Raw genomic sequence first — 17,030 nt, forward strand, 5'->3', positions numbered from 1 at the left:
ACACAGTCTTCATCTATGCAGGTGAGCGCACTATTTTTGGCTCGAAACCGGCGAAACGTCGAAGTTCGGCGCCGCCAGTTCCGAAGATTCTCTAGACGCTTTCTGATCCACAATGTAAGTTACGCAACATCGGACGTCGAACATAGGACATCCCCTATCCACTCCCTTGATGTCCCGCTCCCCGCCTTGGAGGCCGCCTTGAAGAACGAACGACCGCTGAGCTCCGCGTTCACCCGCCGAGACCTGTTCCGGTACACCGGGCTACTGGGAGCTGCAGCAGGTATCACCGCGACTCTCGCGGCCTGTGGCGGCGGGCCGTCGTCGACCTCGGTTGTCGGCGGTTCTGCGAGCACCGGCGATCTGACCACCGCCATCGGATACGGCAACGACCAGAGCTTCGACCCGATGCAGACTGCATCCGGTTTCCTCATGGCAGCGGTCAACCACGTCTACGAGGGACTGCTCGAAAACGATCCAGGCACCGGTGAGACGTATGCGGCGCTCGCACAGGCCGTCCCGACCGACGCCACTGCCTCGAACTGGACCATGAAAATCCGCGAGGGAGCAACCTGGCACGACGGCACTCCGGTCACCTCGGACGACGTCGTCTTCACCTTCGATCGCATCCTCGATCCACAGCAGAACGTACTGATCCGCTCCTTCTTCTCCTCCTGGCTGCAGTCCGTCACCAAGGTCGACGACCAAACGGTGACCCTGAACTTCAACTACCCGTTCAGCGCTGCCGCACAGCGTCTCTCGATCGCCAAGATCATGCCCAAGCACGTCTTCGACGGCCACTGGGACGAGGCCAAGTCCGGAGCGCTGGTCGTCGGTTCCGGTCCGTACAAGCTCAAGAGCCACACCCCCAAGAGCAACACAGCTTTCGAGGCCTTCGAGGCGTACAACGGGCCGCGTCCGGCCAACTTCGCGACCATGAACTGGCTCTCCATCGTCGACACCTCCTCACGCATCGCGCGCGTCTCGGGCAACAATGCCGGTGCACAACTCGCCGACAACATCCCCGTCGCCAACGTCCCCACTCTGACCTCCGGTGGGCGCACCGTCGAGGGCAACCCGGGCATGAACCTCATGTACCTGCTCTTCGACACCACTCAGGCACCGTTCGACGACGTTCGTGTTCGCCAGGCGATGTTCTACGCGATCAACACCCCGAAGATGATCGAGATCGCCCTCGGCGGCAAGGCAGCACCGGCCACGAGCTACCTGTACGAGCGCAACCCCGACTACGCGCGAGCGTCCACCGTCTACTCGTACGATCCGGACAAGGCCCGCTCACTCCTCGCTGCCGCCGGCGTCAGTGGCCTCGACCTGACACTGCTCTCCACCAACGTCAGCTGGCTGGCCGACTGCTTGCCGACCATCAAAGAGTCTTGGGACGCAGTCGGATTCAACACGACGCTCGAACCGCAGGACACCAGCGCCATGGTGAGCAAGCTCAACAGCGGCCAGAAGTTCCAGATCGCCGCCGGTACGTCCAACCCGCAGGCATTCGGCAGCGACGTCGACCTTCTCGTCCGCTACACGTACAGCAAGGGCGGCTTGTGGACGAAGACCTACGCCAAGTGGGACGACACCCCCGAAGCGCAGAAGATCTACGCCACCATGGACGAAGCCACCCGCGAGACCGACCCGGCAAAGCGCAGCACCCTCGTGCAGTCGTACCTGAACCAGATCGCCGAAAATGCTGTCTACTACCCGGTTCTCCATCAGGAACTCCTGACTGCGTGGGATCCGAAGAAGATCGCCGACGTCACTCCGCTGCCGTACCCCGGCGTCAACCTGCTTCAGGCGAAGCCGGCCTGATACCCGCCCGCTCGGCCGTTTCCCACAACTGAGAGATCCCCCGATGGCAAGAGTCCTCCCCATGCTGATCAGGCGATTACTGATACTGATCCCCCTGATCCTCGGCATCATCGCGTTCGTCTTCATCGTGATGCAGTTCGCGCCCACCGATCCCGCAACCGCGGCGTTCAACGGTGGCAACCCGACTGCGGAACAGTTGCAGCAGTTCAAGGAAGAGAACGGACTGCTCGATCCGCTTCCGCTGCAATACGTTCACTTCGTGACCGATCTGGTCAGCGGCAACATGGGTGACAGTCTGATTTCCGGTACCCCGGTGTTGGATTCGATCTCCACCGCTCTGCCACTGACCATTCAGCTCACGGTTCTCGGTCTGGTGATCGCCATCGTGCTCTCGCTGATCTTCGGCGTCACCAGCGCACTGTTCCGCGATCGTTGGCCGGATCAGGTCATCCGAGTGATCTCCCTCGGTGGTGTGGCGGCACCGTCATTCTGGTTGGCACTGCTGATGATTCAGTATCTGGCTGTTCAACTCGGATGGTTCCCCACCGGTGGCTACGTCAATCCGAGCGACTCCGTCAGCGACTGGCTCTGGTACATGGCGCTCCCGGCACTGTCCCTGTCACTGCCCGTCGCAGCACAACTCACGCGCATCATCCGCACGTCGATGGTCGAGGAGTTGGACAAAGACTACGTCCGGACCGCGATCGGCAGCGGCCTGCCCTATCACGTGGTGATCGGACGGAATGTGTTGCGTAACGCACTGATCAACCCGCTCACCGTCCTGGGTCTACGAGTCGGTTATCTCCTCGGTGGCGCTGTGGTCATCGAGCAGATCTTCGGCCTGCCCGGCATGGGTCAGCTCATGATCAACGGCGTCACCAACGGTGACCCCGCAGTCGTTCAGGGTGTTGTCATCGTCATCGCGGTCGGCTTCGTCGTCGTCAACCTCGCCGTCGACATCCTCTACCTGCTCGTCAATCCACGACTTCGGAGCGCAGCATGATGAGAAGAAAACTCACCGAGAAGCTTTCGCGACCCGGCATCACCTTTTCTCGCTTCCCCCTCTCGGCCTGGCTGTCGATGGCGGTTCTCGCGATCATCGTGCTCGCCTGCCTCTTCGCGCCGCTGATCACGCAGTACACCCCGCTCGAACAGGCGGTGGGTACCGCGGGCCCCAGCGCCGAGCACTGGTTCGGTCAGGACAGTCTCGGTCGAGATCTGTTCAGCCGCTTGCTCTACGGCGGACGCTGGTCGCTGACCATCGGTCTCGGTTCCACCTTCCTCGCACTGTGCGCCGGCGCTCTCATCGGATCGGTGGCCGCAACGAGCCGAAAAGGCGTCGACGAGACCATCATGCGTGTGCTCGACGTGGTCATGGCGTTCCCGGGCATTGCGCTCGCTGCCGTACTCGTCGCGGCCTTCGGTGGTTCGATCCCGGTTCTGATCGTCACTATCGCGTTCCTCTACACACCGATGGTGGCTCGCGTCGTTCGCGCAAACGTTCTCGCTCAGTACGGCGAGGACTACGTCGCGGCCGAAAAGGTCATCGGCGCAAGAACTTCACACATCGTCGTCAAGCACGTCGTAGCCAACTGTGCTGCGCCCGTTCTCGTCTTCTGCACTGTCATGGTCGCCGACGCCATCGTGCTGGAAGCCAGCCTGTCGTTCATCGGCGCCGGTGTGCGTCCCCCGGACCCGTCGTGGGGATCGGTGATCGCGGACGGCAAGAACATGGTCCTCCTCGGTGGTTGGTGGGCAACGGTGTTCCCCGGCCTGCTCATTCTGCTGACGGTGCTCTCCCTCAACGTGCTCGCCGAGGGCCTGACGGACGCGATGGCCGATCCGAGTCTGAAGAAGACCAAGAAGACGCCCTCCGCGCTCCAAGCAGCGCAGACCGCTGCAGCGGAGGAGACCTCCAACGAGCTCATTCTGGAGGACGAAGCCGCATCGGTCACCGACACTCCGGAGTTGATAGACGACTTCGCCGATCCGAGCGTCGTGAAAGATGTTCTCGAGCCGGCCGCCGAGCCGACTCCTCTCGAAACGCACCTGAAGATCCTGGCGGAAACCGAGCGGTCCCGCTCCGATCGTCTTGTGTACGAGGGCGATGCCGCGCCACTCCTCGAGGTCCGCAATCTCACGATCCGGTTCCCGGAACGCTACGGAGACACGGCGATTGTCGACAACGTGAGCTTCACCGTCCGCCCGAACGAGACGATGGCACTCGTCGGCGAGTCCGGTTGCGGAAAGTCGCTCACCTCGCTGGCGATCATGGGTCTGCTACCCAAGACGGCAGTGGTGACCGGCGAGATCCTGTTCGACGGAGTCAACGTCCTCGAGCTGAACAACCGGGAGCGAAACAAGCTGCGCGGGCACGACATGGCCATGATCTACCAGGATGCGCTGAGTTCACTGAATCCGGCGATGCTGATCCGCGCGCAGTTCAAGCAGCTAACGAAGCGCGGCGGTACCCGCACAGCCGAGGAACTGCTCGAACTCGTCGGACTCGATCCGGTGCGCACTCTCTCCAGCTACCCACACGAGCTTTCCGGTGGTCAGCGTCAGCGCGTTCTGATCGCCATGTCGCTCACCCGCAGTCCGCGGTTGATCGTCGCGGACGAGCCCACCACCGCTCTCGACGTCACCGTCCAGGCCCAGGTCGTGGACTTGCTCAACGACCTTCGGGAAAAGCTGGGGTTTGCCATGGTTTTCGTGAGCCACGATCTTGCACTCGTTGCTTCACTCGCTCACAAGATCACGGTGATGTACGCCGGTCAGGTCGTCGAGTCGGCGCCCACGAGTGATCTGCTCGTCGATCCCCGCCACGAATACACCCAGGGCCTTCTCGGGGCCGTTCTCTCGATCGAGGACGAAGCGCCGCGGCTGCATCAGATTCAGGGAACTGTTCCCTCGCCCGGAAACTTCGCGCCGGGTGACCGTTTCGCCGAGCGTTCCACTCGCCCGGACTCCGACCCCCTCCGCAAGCCGGAGATGGTCCGGGTCGACGGGACCGAGCATTGGTTCGCCAGCCAGTCCGCGACTCCCGTACGTACAGAATCGGAATTGGAGAGCGTGCGATGACTACAGCTGAAGCACCCATCCTGGAACTGAAGAACATTCACGTCGTCCACAAGACCCGTTCGGGATCACTGTTCAAACCGGGCACGGTTCACGCGGTCAACGATGTCAGTATCGACGTACGACGAGGGACGACGATCGGCATCGTGGGCGAGTCGGGTTGTGGCAAGTCCACTCTGGCCAAAGTCATGGTCGGACTGCAGAAGCCGACGTCGGGCGACGTGGTCTTTCGCGGCCGAAGCGCTCTGACCCGGTCGGCCGGCGTGCGCAAGGAGTTCGGCCGAGCGATCTCGATCGTCTTCCAGGATCCGGCTACCGCGCTCAATCCCCGAATGACGGTGGCCGACATCCTCACCGATCCACTCGACGTCCACGGCATCGGCAACCGCGCGAGCCGAACCGCCCGAGTTCGCGAGCTGGTCGGTTTGGTCGGACTCCCCCAATCTGCGCTCGAAGTCATCCCGAGCCAGATCTCCGGCGGTCAGCGGCAACGTGTCGCGATCGCGCGTGCACTCGCGCTCGAACCTGACGTCATCGTGGCCGACGAGCCGACGTCGGCGCTCGACGTCTCGGTGCGAGCGCAGATCCTGAATCTGCTCAGCGACATCAAGGCTCGGTTGGGGCTCGGCATGGTGTTCATCTCGCACGACATACAGACGGTGCGGTACGTCTCCGACACCATCGTCGTCATGAACGCCGGGCGGATCGTCGAGCAGGGAACGGCCCAGGAAGTATTCGACAGCCCGTCCGATGCGTACACGGCCAAACTGCTGGGTGCGGCGCCCAGCCTCCTGCAACGCACCGTTGACGTGGGTTGACCAATGGAGCGGATGACCGGACATAGGATGAAGGACGTTCGTATCAGAAAAGGGGAATCGATGTCTGTCCGGAGTGGCACACAGGGCGCTCGTTTCAGCGCGCAAAACCGCATGCGCGCACTTCAGACGGACATCATGAACTTGATCCTCGAACGCAGGCTCTCCCCCGGCGACCCGATGCCCACCGAGGCCGAACTGTCCGAGGAATTGGGTATCGGCCGAAACACGCTCCGGGAGGCGCTCAAGGTTCTGCAGGCCTTGGGTGTCGTCGAGATCCGTCACGGCTTCGGAATGTTCGTCGCCCCTAGCAACTTCGACGCTCTCGCCGACGGCCTGACCTTCCGTGGCCGGTTGTCCTTGCAGGGCACCGGGCACGAGGCGATGGAACTGGTCGACATTCGTCAGGCACTCGAGACCGGACTGATCGGTGCGGCGATGGCCGAGATGACGTCGGCCGACCACGCCGACCTCGACGAACTCGTCACCGGCATGGAGGTCCGTGCCGCTGCCGGGAAGAACTTCTCCGACATCGATGCGACCTTCCACTCCCGCCTGTACTCCCCTCTCGACAACCAGGTCCTCGGTCAGTTGATGGACGTCTTCTGGCAGGTGTACAGCGAGATACAGCAGGCCATCGGGCATTCGGATACGCCACTGATCGACATCGCGTCGAAGCACCGTGCGATTCTCGATGCGATCCGTACGGGTGATGCAGTCGAGGCGGCGCACACTCTCGATGTGCACTTCGGTGGCCTGCGCGAGCGGATCGCCAGTCTCCATGCGTCCGAAGCGCAGTAATTTCGAAACACGTGATTTTGCTCCGCTGGCTCACCATCGCGCCCGTTCTTCCGGCAAAATTACGGGTATGAAGAACCCGAACCTGACGCCTTCGCGCGTTCTCGCAGTTGTCCTCGCTGCCGCCCTGGTCATTTTCGTGATCGCACGCCGCCGCGACGACGGCGCCCTCAGCCGCGGAGAATGGTTGTCGGACACCGTCGGACCGGACGACCTCGCCGGCTGAAACGACGTGTGCCCTCGGCCGAAACTCGGCCGAGGGCACACGCACGTGTCATCTACTACTTCATCGAATCCAGTCGGGTTCGCGCGTCCTCGAACCCGGATACCAGCTCTGCCATGACCTCGGCGACCGGGCGGATCTCGTTCATCCGTCCCACGATCTGACCGACGGGCATTGCCACAACTTCCGGGTTCTCCGATGCAGCGATTCTCTGATGAGCGTCGCTGACCAGAAGGTTCTGCAGCGGCATCGGCAAGGGCGCCGGTGCTCCCGGGTTCGACCAGGCTTCCGTCCACTTGGTCTTGAGCAACCGAGCGGGCTTACCCGAGTAGATGCGCGAACGAACGGTGTCGGCCGACGTCGCGCCCAACAGTGCACGCTGAATAGCGGACGGGCCCTCGCCCGATGCACTGCCGAGTTTGTATTCGGACGTGGTGAGCCAGTACGAGCCCATCCACACTCCGGACGCACCGAGTGCAAGTGCGGCAGCCACCTGACGGCCGCTGCCTATACCGCCGGCAGCCAGCACAGCAGCTGAATCACCCAGTGCATCAACGATTTCCGGAACGAGAACCATCGACGCAATTTCGCCGGTGTGACCGCCTGCCTCGTAGCCCTGCGCGATCACGATGTCGACACCGTTCTCGACGTGACGACGCGCATGCTCGACGGCGCCGGCCAGCGCTGCTACCGGTACACCCTTCTCGTGCGCCTGATCGATGACGTCCTTCGGCGGTGATCCCAGCGCATTCGCAATCAACGCAATCCGGTGTCCCAGAGCAACATCGACGTGTGACCGCGCCACCGAGTGAAGCCATCCCAGTACGCCGGTCGCATGCTCGACGTCGTCGGAAAGCGGCGGCACACCGAGCTCGTCGAGCGTGCGGTTGACGAAGGCGCGGTGCTCCTCCGGAATCAGCTTGTCGAGATCGACGGCGCCGCCCTCGGTCGGCACCTTGGCCGGCATGACGATGTCGACGCCGTACGGCTTACCGTCGGTGTTCTCGTCCATCCACGTCAGTGCGGCTTCGAGCTCTTCCGGGTCGTTGAACCGGACGCAACCGAGCACGCCCAGACCTCCCGCGCGGCTGATCGCGGCCGCGACGTGCTCGGAAGGAGTGAATCCGAAAATCGGGTATTCGATGCCGAACTTGTCGGCGAGATCCGAACGCATCAGGCTTCCACGCTTTCGTTTGCGGACGCCACAGGAGCGCCGTTTCCGTTGTGATCATCGGCCTCGCGCGATTCCGTTTCGGCCTTCGCCCAGCGGTAGTCGGGCTTGCCTGCCGGGTTGCGCTTGATCTGGTCCACGAACCACACGCTGCGCGGAACCTTGTATCCGGCAATCTCTTTGCGTGCTGCGGTGGCGATGTCGTGCAGCGTCGGCGACGTGCCTTCGCGTACCTGGACCACTGCGGCAACCCGCTGACCGAAGCGCTCGTCGGGGATACCGACCACCAGCACGTCGAAGATGTCCGGGTGCGCCTTCAAAGCGCCCTCGACCTCTTCCGGGTACACCTTCTCGCCGCCGCTGTTGATCGACACCGAACCGCGGCCGAGCATCGTGACCGTGCCGTCGGCTTCGACCTGCGCATAGTCGCCGGGGATCGAGTAGCGAACGCCGTTGATGGTGCGGAAGGTTTCGGCCGTCTTGACCTCGTCCTTGTAGTAGCCGAGCGGGATGTTGCCCTTGCGAGCGAGCATGCCGCGCTTGCCCGATCCGGGTTCGACCTCGTTGCCGTCGTCGTCGAGAACCGTTGTGGAGGCGTCGATCTTGACCGTCGGACCGCCAGTGTGCTTCTGGCCCTTGCTCAGCACGGCAAGTCCACCGAAGCCGGTCTCGGATGCTCCGATGGAGTCCGTCAACAGGCGGTTGGGCAACAGTTCGAGGAACTGCTCCTGGATACTCGGCGAGAAGAGTGCAGCACTGCTGGCCATCACGTAGAGCGTCGAAAGATCGTACGGCTCACCGGTCTCCGGGTTTCCGGCGATGAGTGCGTCGAGCATCGGACGGCCCATCGCGTCACCCGTGATGAAGATCAGGTTGACCTTGTGCTTGTCGATGTTCTGCCACACCTCGTGGGCGTCGAATTCCGGGTGCATCAAACAGGTTCCGCCGCCGAAGAGGCTGTGGAATACCGCCGACTGCGAACCGCCGTGAATCATCGGAGGGATCGGGTAGCGGATCATGCTCGGGTTGGCGGCGCCGACCTTCGCCATCTCGTACTCGTCCTCGACCGGAACTCCGGTGACGAAGTTGATGCCTCCGCCGAGAACACGCCACCAGTCCTCGTGACGCCACATGACGCCCTTGGGACTTCCGGTGGTGCCGCCGGTGTAGAGCATGAAGATGTCGTCGTTGCTGCGCTCTTCGAAATCACGCTCACCCGAACTCTGCGCGAGTGCGTCCTCGTAGCCGATGCCGAAAGCACTGAAGTCCAGATCGGTGCCGTCCTCGACCACGATGACGGACTTGACCTTGGGAGTGTTCGGCAGGACGTTCGCGACCTTGTCCGAGTAGCGGCGCTCGTGAATGAGCGCAACCATGTCGGAGTTGTCGAAGATGTACTGCAACTCGTTCTCGACGTACCGGTAATTGATGTTGACCATCACGGCCCGGATCTTGAAAACCGCGACCATGGCCTCGATCGCCTCGATGACGTTCCGGCAGTAGATGCCGACCTTGTCACCCGGCTGAACGCCATGTTCACGCAGGTAGTGACCGAGGCGGTTTGCTCGGTCCTCCAACTGTGCATAAGTCATCTCGCGGTTGTCCGAGACCAGCGCAACGCGGTCCGGAACGAGGTCGATTGCGTGCTCTACGAAGTCTGCGATGTTAAGGGCCACGAGTTCAAAGTAGAACGTGTTACCGTTTCTGGCAAGACCCAATTTGAGAGCCAGCTCACAGACCCACCAGGAGCCATCAGTGTCCACTTCGACGACCGAAAAATCAGACATTTCGGAAACCGCGCCGCATTGCCTCGTGGAGAAGCGTGGCCACGTTCTCATCGTGACCATGAATCGCCCCGAGCGTAAGAACGCCATCACCGGCGAGATGATGGCGATCATGGTCGACGCCTGGGATCAGGTCGACAACGACCCCGAAATCCGTGTCGCCATCCTCACCGGTGCGGGCGGCGACTTCTGCGCCGGCGCCGACCTCAAGAACATGTCCGCCAAGCCGCCGGGAGATTCCTTCGCGGGCGGTGGCGTCGACATGTCCAAGATCGAAGGCCTCCTCAAGGGCCGTCGGTTGACCAAGCCGCTGATCGCCGCCGTCGAGGGTGCAGCCATCGCCGGCGGAACCGAAATCCTGCAGGGCACCGACATCCGCGTCGCGGGTGAGAGCGCCAAGTTCGGCGTCTCCGAAGCCAAGTGGGGGCTCTTCCCGCTCGGCGGTTCCGCAGTGCGTCTGGTGCGACAGATTCCGTACACGATCGCGGCGGACATCCTGCTCACAGGTCGTCACATCAAGGCTCCGGAGGCCAAGGAGATCGGGCTCATCGGCCACGTGGTCCCGGACGGCCAGGCCCTCGACAAGGCGCTGGAGCTCGCGGACCTGATCAGTGCAAACGGCCCTCTCGCCGTGCAGGCGATTCTCAAGACCATCCGCGACACCGAGGGCATGCACGAGGAAGAGGCCTTCCAGATCGACGCACAGCTGGGCATGAAGGTGTTCATGAGCGCCGACGCCAAGGAGGGCCCGCGGGCTTTCGGTGAGAAGCGGGCGCCCCAGTTCAAGGGTGTCTGACCCACCCCTGTCTGAGCCACCCCCGTCTGACCGACCCCCCGCCTGAGCCCCCTTTCCCGTCCGCTCTCGGTCCCACCCACCCCCCTTTCGAGCGAACGTACCTTTCGGCGCCTTCAGTGCGCCGAAAGGCACTTTCGCTCAGCCGGTTTCGTCCAATTTCACCCATCTCGACCTCGCGAACACCTGCGGCCGGGGACGTGACTGCGCCAATCTGTAGTGCGCACGCAGGTCCTCGATCACGCGATCAGGGTCCGTTCGCAGTGCACTGGGCACCGTCGGCAACACGATGATTCCCGCATTCTGCATACGCGTCCGACGCTCCACCGTGCGCTTGTAGTCCGTCGGCGCGGCATGCCATTCCAAGGAGTCGATGTCCCACGCGAAGGCAACCGAATCGATCCATCCGTCCGGAACTGCGATGAAGTCCCCGTTGGCATCCCGGATCTCATGGTTGAACAACATTTCCGGCAGCCCGCTCCGCTGCCACAATTTTCGCGCGTGAACCTCCGGAACCGAGTGGACGTTCGCGTTCACTTCGCGCAACACGACCCGAGGTAGCGCGGAACCCCGACTGCTACCCGCTTCGAGTTCCTTCGCAAGTTCGCGCACCGAGACATCGCCGCGTTGAACAGCCTCAGCGATGAGCGCCCGTGTGGGATCGAGCGCCTTGTACCGCCTCGCAGCGTCGAGTAACGCTCGCGGCAGCGGAGCACAGCGCAGACCGTTCCGAATCTCCGGCTCGGGCAGTCGAACAGTGCGCTCCACCGTGACGAACCCGACCGATTGAACTCGACGGTCGATGGGGATGAGCACCTGCACATCCCCCGAGTGCGTTCGATATCCGTACTCCGACATGGCTGATCGCCCCGTCAGCAGGGAATCGTCACCGCTCAACATGAGCGCAGCGATCGAGCGTTGACGTGGCGTCGGTTGACCGTTTCTGAGCAGAATGACCCCCGGCAATATGCGCTGCCACGGTCCACCTACCCGACACCGGGTGTGCACTGCGGAGTTGGACACGCCCAATCGCGCCAACTCCGCCGTTCGGATCACTCCGCTTCGACTGACGCGGTAAATCGCGTCCAGATCATCGCCCCACGTTCCTCGCCGCATGGTTGCAGCATGACTCGAGCATCAGCGCGGGCCCCGGCGGCGAACTGGGGTTTCGGTGCGCCTGTGGATAACTTTGGGCGAGCGAAAGGTACGTTCAGCGCCTCAGATGCGCTGAACGTGCCGTTCGCTCGAAGAAAAAAGGGGGGTACCGCTCGAAAAAAAAGGGGGTGCCCCGCTCAACCACCCACCGCGGCCGCGAGCTCTCGCACATGGTCGGCGTCGCGGCAGGTCACCAGCAGCATCGTGACTCCGGCTTCCTCCCAACGCTTCACGTCTGCGCGCACCTCGTCGACGTTGCCGATGATCATGGTCTCGGTGACCATCTCGTCGGGGACGACGGCAGCAGCTTCGTCCTTGCGGCCCGACATGAAGAGGCGACCGATCTCGTCGACCTCCTTCTCGTAGCCCATCCGCTTGTAGACCTGCGCGTGAAAGTTCAACTCCGGGGCGCCCATTCCGCCCACGTAGAGGGCGGTCATCGGCTTGAGAGCGGCGATGGCAGCGGCGCGATCGTCAGTCACGATGACCTGGCACGTGGCGGCCACCTCGAAGTCTTCGCGACTGCGACGGGCCCCGGCGCGCGCGAACCCTTCGTCGAGCCACTTGTTGTACATCGGGGCCAGGCGCGGGGTGTAGTAGATCGCCAGCCAGCCGTCGGCGATTTCACCGGCGAGCGCGACGTTCTTCGGCCCTTCGGCGCCGAGCCAGATCGGGATGTCCGCACGCAGCGGGTGCGTAATGGGCTTGAGCGGCTTGCCAAGTCCCGAACTGCCCGGTCCCGCATACGGCAGAGGGTAGTGGGGACCGGGACTGGTGACGGGCGCTTCACGGGCGAGGACCTGGCGCACGATCGAGACGTATTCGCGGGTGCGCGCGAGCGGCTTCTCGAACGGCTGGCCGTACCAACCTTCGACGACCTGCGGTCCGGATACGCCGAGCCCGAGGATCGTTCGCCCACCGTTGAGGTGATCGAGAGTGAGCGCGTGCATGGCACAGCTGGTTGGTGTTCGCGCCGAAATCTGTACGACGGAGGTGCCGAGACGGACGTTCTCGGTGCGCGATCCCCACCAGGCGAGCGGGGTGAATGCGTCCGAGCCCCACGACTCCGCCGCGAAGACCGCGTCGAATCCCGCGCCTTCCGCGGCCTCGATCAGTTCCGGGGCGTTTGCCGGCGGCTGCGCGCCCCAGTATCCGAGTTGCAACCCAAGCTTCATCGCAGGCCTCCACATTGCCGGTGATCAGAAGTGACTCTTGCCACAATCTCTAGAACCTGTTCTACTCGATCTTGTGACCATCGGAAAGAGCGGGGTGGCCGACAAGCCCCTGAGCGCACCATTGAATCTCCATTTCGACTACACCAGATCGACGGGACCGACCATCGGCGCGTTCGTGACTGCCCTGCGTGATCGCAAGGTGATCGGCGCACGTGGGTCGAACGGTCGTGTCTTCGTGCCGCCACCGGAATTCGATCCGGATACGGCCGAACCACTGACCGACTTCGTCGGAGTCTCCGACGGCGGAACGGTCGTGAGTTGGACGTGGATGCCCGAACCCATCGAGGGTCAACCCCTGACGAAGCCTTTCGCGTGGGCCCTGATCAAGCTCGACGGCGCGGACACGTCCATGCTCCACGCAGTCGACGTCGACTCCCCCGACGACATCAGCACCGGCCTGCGGGTCCGTGCTCGCTGGGCGTCGGAGCGGATCGGGCAGATCAAGGACATCGAGTGCTTCGAACCAGGTGAGAGCGAAAATGGAATCGCGACAGTCGATTCCACCGCCGATCCTGTCACCATGATCACGACGCCTGTCGACCTGCACTTCATGCATTCCGCTTCGGCCGAGGAGAGTTTCTACCTCCGCGGTCTCGCAGAAGGCAAGCTCATCGGTGGTCGCAGCGGACCCGAAGACAAGATCTACATCCCACCGCGCGGCGCCAATCCCACCAACGGGAAGCCGACGAGCGAGCAGATCGAACTGCCGGACAAGGGAATTGTCACCACCTTCTGCATCGTCAACGTCCCGTTCCTCGGGCAGCGAATCAAACCGCCCTACGTGGCCGCCTACGTGCTTCTCGACGGGGCCGACATTCCGTTCCTGCACTTGATTCTCGAATGTGATGCCGCGGACGTACGGATGGGCATGCGCGTCGAAGCCAAGTGGAAGCCTCGCGAAGAGTGGGGTTACACCCTCGAGAACATCGAATACTTCCGGCCGACAGGTGAACCCGACGCCGAGTACTCCACCTTCCAACACCACCTGTGAGGCTCCTGAAATGACTTCTGCAGACATCGCAGTCGTGGGCTTTGCTCAGGCACCCCACGTCCGCGAAACCAACGGCACCACCAACGGCGTCGAGATGCTCGTCCCGTGCTTCCAGCAGCTCTACAGCGATCTGGGAATCACCAAGTCAGACATCGGCTTCTGGTGCTCCGGATCTTCCGACTACCTGGCCGGACGAGCGTTCTCCTTCATCTCGGCCATCGACTCCATCGGAGCGGTCCCGCCGATCAACGAATCTCACGTCGAGATGGACGCTGCGTGGGCCTTCTACGAAGCGTGGATCAAGATCTTGACCGGTGAGGTCGAGACCGCGCTGGTGTACGGATTCGGCAAGTCCTCCGCCGGGCACCTGCGCAAGATCCTGTCCATGCAGCTCGATCCGTACCTCGTCACTCCGCTGTGGCCGGACTCCGTCTCGATCGCCGGACTTCAAGCCCGACTCGGACTCGACGCGGGTAAGTGGACGCACGAGGACATGGCGGAGGTTGCCGCTCGTAGCCGTCGTCACGCGCTGAGCAATCCGAAGGCTCAGCTCGCAGGCGAGGTCGACATCGAGGCCCTTCTCGCCAGCCCCTTCCTCGCAGATCCGTTGCGCGCACACGATTGTGCGCCCATCACCGACGGCGCGGCAGCAATCGTCCTGGCCTCGGGTAACCGCGCCCGCGATCTCTGCGAGCGGCCGGCGTGGATCACCGGACTCGAGCATCGCATCGACTCCCCCAACCTGGGTGCACGTGACCTGACCACCTCACCGTCCACTACGTCCGCAGCCAAGGCGGCAACGGGCGGCGAGGTCGGCAACATCGACGTCGCCGAACTGCACGCACCGTTCACTCACCAGGAATTGATCTTGAAGGAAGCGATCGGCCTGACCGACGCCACCACGATCAATCCGTCCGGCGGTCCGCTCAGCGGCAACCCACTGTTCGCCGGTGGTCTGGAACGAATCGGCCACGCCGCCAAGGCAATCTTCGACGGCCAGGCGAATCGCGCTCTGGCCCATGCAACAAGCGGCCCTGTGCTGCAGCAGAACCTGGTAGCAGTCTTGGAGGGACGGAACTGATGGCCGGAACGCCTCAACTCGCGGCCGTGCTCGGCACCGGCCAAACTCACTACGTCGCAAAGCGTCACGATGTCTCGATGGCGGGCTTGGTTCGTGAAGCCATCGACGCCGCGATGCTCGACGCCAACGTCGGCTGGGACGACATCGACGCCGTCGTCATCGGAAAGGCCCCCGACCTGTTCGAGGGTTCGATGATGCCCGAACTCGCCATGTCGGATGCTCTGGGCGCAAACGGAAAGCCGTTGCTGCGTGTTCACACTGCCGGATCGGTGGGCGGTTCGACGGCTATCGTCGCCTCCAGCCTGGTCAAATCCGGTGTCCACAAGCGGGTTCTGACGGTTTCCTGGGAGAAGCAGTCCGAGTCGAACGCCATGTGGGCGCTGTCCGTACCGGTTCCGTTCAACATGCCCGTCGGCGCCGGTGCCGGTGGATACTTCGCCCCGCACGTCCGTTCGTACATTCGTCGATCGGGCGCACCGGAGCACATCGGCTACCTCGTCGCTGTGAAGGATCGACTCAACGGCAGCCTCAATCCGTATGCGCACTTGCGGCAGCCGGACATCACTCTCGAATCGGTACAGGCATCTCAGATGCTCTGGGATCCGATCCGCTACGACGAGACCTGCCCGTCCTCGGATGGCGCGTGCGCTCTGGTGATCGGCAACGAGGAAGCGGCCGCACAGGTCGAGGCCGAGGGTCGTTCGGTCGCGTGGATCCACGCGACGGCGATGCGCACCGAGCCGACCTTCTATGCCGGACGCGATCAGGTCAATCCGCAGGCCGGCCGTGACGCTGCAGCAGCACTGTGGAAGTCAGCGGGTATCACCGATCCGCTCAACGAGATCGACTGCGCCGAAATCTATGTCCCGTTCTCGTGGTTCGAGCCGATGTGGCTCGAGAACCTCGGCTTCGCGGAGGAAGGCCAGGGCTGGAAGCTCACCGAGGCGGGTGAAACCGCGATCGGCGGCAAGCTCCCGGTCAATGCCTCGGGCGGTGTTCTCTCCTCCAACCCGATCGGCGCCTCGGGCATGATCCGTTTTGCCGAGTCGGCGATGCAGGTCATGCACCGCGCCGGCGATCACCAGGTAGCCGATGCTCGCAAGGCTCTCGGCCATGCCTACGGCGGTGGCTCGCAGTACTTCTCGATGTGGGTCGTCGGCTCCGAACGTCCCACCACGTAAGCAGCAGCACACACGCCGATCAGGAAGAGGCCGAAGATGAAGTACACCGTCGGGGTTGCCATGAACCCCTTGGACCAGTTAGCCGGTATCGCCAAAACTGCCGAGGAATGCGGCTTTTCGTCGATCGCTCTCCCCGATTCACTGTTCTTCATGGAAACGCAGGCGGCGGATTACCCGTACACCCAGGACGGGTCTCGGATGTGGAATGCCGAGACCCCCTGGGTCGATCCGCTCATCGCCGCGGCTGCAATGGGCGCGGTGACCGAGAAGATCGAGTTCTACACCCAGGTGCTCAAGCTGGGTAGCCGCAATCCCGTCCTGCTCGCGCGGCAGGTCGGTTCCGTGGCCGCATTGACGAACAACCGTTTCGGCTTCGGCGTCGGAATCGGTTGGGCTCCGGAAGAGTTCGAGTGGTGCGGCGCTCCGTACAAGCGTCGGGGCGCACGTGTGGACGAGATGATCGACGTCCTCAAACTGATCCTCGGCGGCGGCATGGTCGAGTATCACGGTGAGTTCTTCGATTTCGATCGCCTGCAGATGAGCCCGGCCCCCACCAAGCCGGTTCCGTTCTACGTCGGCGGCCACACCGAGGTCGCACTCAAGCGTGCTGCGCGAGTCGGCGACGGTTGGACCTCGGCGATGATCAAGTTCGACGACCTGGTGGGTGTGATCGCACGACTACGCGAACTGCGCGCCGAGTACGGCCGCGAGAACGAGCCGTTCGAAATCCAGACGGTGTGCATCGACCGTTTCGGCAAGGACGGTTACGCAGAGCTCGAAGATGCCGGCGTCACGGACATCATCACCGTGCCTTGGGTTTTCGACGGAATCGGATTCGATGCCCCGCTGGAGGCAAAGCAGGATTCGATGCGCAAATTCGCCGAGCAGTACATCAACTGAG

The 17,030-nt window shown here is 63.0% G+C and carries 15 protein-coding genes; 11 read left to right on the plus strand and 4 right to left on the minus strand.

Features of this window, described 5'->3' with window-relative positions; genetic code table 11:
* The first annotated feature begins 198 nt into the window (after window positions 1–198).
* The 6 genes from ABH939_RS11440 (at window position 199) to ABH939_RS11465 (ending at window position 6,741) form a co-directional block, all read left to right on the plus strand.
* Window positions 199–1,824 (plus strand): ABC transporter substrate-binding protein, encoded by a 1,626-nt coding sequence (locus ABH939_RS11440; protein WP_217018383.1) that lies wholly within the window; start codon window positions 199–201, stop codon window positions 1,822–1,824.
* 43 nt (window positions 1,825–1,867) lie between these two features.
* On the plus strand, window positions 1,868–2,827 hold the full coding sequence (locus tag ABH939_RS11445; protein ID WP_003945671.1) for an ABC transporter permease: 960 nt from the start codon (window positions 1,868–1,870) through the stop codon (window positions 2,825–2,827).
* A complete protein-coding gene (locus tag ABH939_RS11450) occupies window positions 2,827–4,905 on the plus strand; it encodes a dipeptide/oligopeptide/nickel ABC transporter permease/ATP-binding protein (protein WP_219466672.1) in 2,079 nt (692 codons plus the stop codon). The genes ABH939_RS11445 and ABH939_RS11450 overlap by 1 nt, the downstream gene beginning before the upstream one ends.
* On the plus strand, window positions 4,902–5,720 hold the full coding sequence (locus ABH939_RS11455) for an ABC transporter ATP-binding protein (RefSeq protein ID WP_003945888.1): 819 nt from the start codon (window positions 4,902–4,904) through the stop codon (window positions 5,718–5,720). The genes ABH939_RS11450 and ABH939_RS11455 overlap by 4 nt, the downstream gene beginning before the upstream one ends.
* 60 nt (window positions 5,721–5,780) lie before the next feature.
* Window positions 5,781–6,518 (plus strand): FadR/GntR family transcriptional regulator, encoded by a 738-nt coding sequence (locus tag ABH939_RS11460; protein ID WP_050655749.1) that lies wholly within the window; start codon window positions 5,781–5,783, stop codon window positions 6,516–6,518.
* 67 nt (window positions 6,519–6,585) lie between these two features.
* Complete coding sequence (locus tag ABH939_RS11465; protein ID WP_003945810.1) at window positions 6,586–6,741, plus strand: hypothetical protein; 156 nt, start codon at window positions 6,586–6,588, stop codon at window positions 6,739–6,741.
* Window positions 6,742–6,796: 55 nt separating this feature from the next.
* Here the strand turns inward: ABH939_RS11465 and ABH939_RS11470 are convergent, their stop codons facing one another.
* Together ABH939_RS11470 and ABH939_RS11475 are read right to left on the minus strand one after the other, a co-directional pair.
* The gene (locus ABH939_RS11470; RefSeq protein WP_003945863.1) at window positions 6,797–7,912 is read right to left on the minus strand and encodes a nitronate monooxygenase family protein; all 1,116 of its coding nucleotides are present in this window, start codon (window positions 7,910–7,912) and stop codon (window positions 6,797–6,799) included.
* Complete coding sequence (locus tag ABH939_RS11475; RefSeq protein WP_039973409.1) at window positions 7,912–9,585, minus strand: acyl-CoA synthetase; 1,674 nt, start codon at window positions 9,583–9,585, stop codon at window positions 7,912–7,914. The genes ABH939_RS11470 and ABH939_RS11475 overlap by 1 nt, the downstream gene beginning before the upstream one ends.
* Before the next feature lie 79 nt (window positions 9,586–9,664).
* Here ABH939_RS11475 and ABH939_RS11480 point away from each other — a divergent pair, with 79 nt between their 5' ends.
* Window positions 9,665–10,489, plus strand: a complete 825-nt coding sequence (locus tag ABH939_RS11480; protein WP_007734275.1) for a crotonase/enoyl-CoA hydratase family protein — start codon at window positions 9,665–9,667, stop codon at window positions 10,487–10,489.
* A gap of 138 nt (window positions 10,490–10,627) precedes the next feature.
* Here ABH939_RS11480 and ABH939_RS11485 read toward each other — a convergent pair whose 3' ends face one another.
* Both ABH939_RS11485 and ABH939_RS11490 read right to left on the minus strand, forming a co-directional pair.
* Window positions 10,628–11,602, minus strand: coding sequence for a hypothetical protein (locus ABH939_RS11485; RefSeq protein WP_042920440.1), 975 nt, complete (start codon window positions 11,600–11,602; stop codon window positions 10,628–10,630).
* A 176-nt stretch (window positions 11,603–11,778) separates the two neighbouring features.
* Window positions 11,779–12,816: an LLM class F420-dependent oxidoreductase gene (locus ABH939_RS11490; RefSeq protein WP_019746980.1), complete on the minus strand. Its 1,038-nt coding sequence runs from the start codon at window positions 12,814–12,816 to the stop codon at window positions 11,779–11,781.
* Window positions 12,817–12,889: 73 nt separating this feature from the next.
* Here ABH939_RS11490 and ABH939_RS11495 point away from each other — a divergent pair, with 73 nt between their 5' ends.
* The 4 genes from ABH939_RS11495 to ABH939_RS11510 are packed head-to-tail and all read left to right on the plus strand — an operon-like array spanning window position 12,890 to window position 17,029.
* On the plus strand, window positions 12,890–13,867 hold the full coding sequence (locus ABH939_RS11495; protein ID WP_021342921.1) for a Zn-ribbon domain-containing OB-fold protein: 978 nt from the start codon (window positions 12,890–12,892) through the stop codon (window positions 13,865–13,867).
* 10 nt (window positions 13,868–13,877) lie between these two features.
* On the plus strand, window positions 13,878–14,948 hold the full coding sequence (locus ABH939_RS11500; protein WP_007734273.1) for a thiolase domain-containing protein: 1,071 nt from the start codon (window positions 13,878–13,880) through the stop codon (window positions 14,946–14,948).
* Complete coding sequence (locus tag ABH939_RS11505; protein ID WP_007734272.1) at window positions 14,948–16,129, plus strand: thiolase domain-containing protein; 1,182 nt, start codon at window positions 14,948–14,950, stop codon at window positions 16,127–16,129. The genes ABH939_RS11500 and ABH939_RS11505 overlap by 1 nt, the downstream gene beginning before the upstream one ends.
* A gap of 36 nt (window positions 16,130–16,165) precedes the next feature.
* Entirely contained in the window at window positions 16,166–17,029 is an 864-nt protein-coding gene (locus ABH939_RS11510; protein WP_404649636.1) for a TIGR03619 family F420-dependent LLM class oxidoreductase, read from the plus strand.
* Window position 17,030: the final 1 nt, after the last annotated feature.

The organism is Rhodococcus sp. 27YEA6, from assembly GCF_044908235.1.
Taxonomy (GTDB): Bacteria; Actinomycetota; Actinomycetes; order Mycobacteriales; family Mycobacteriaceae; genus Rhodococcus_F; species Rhodococcus_F qingshengii.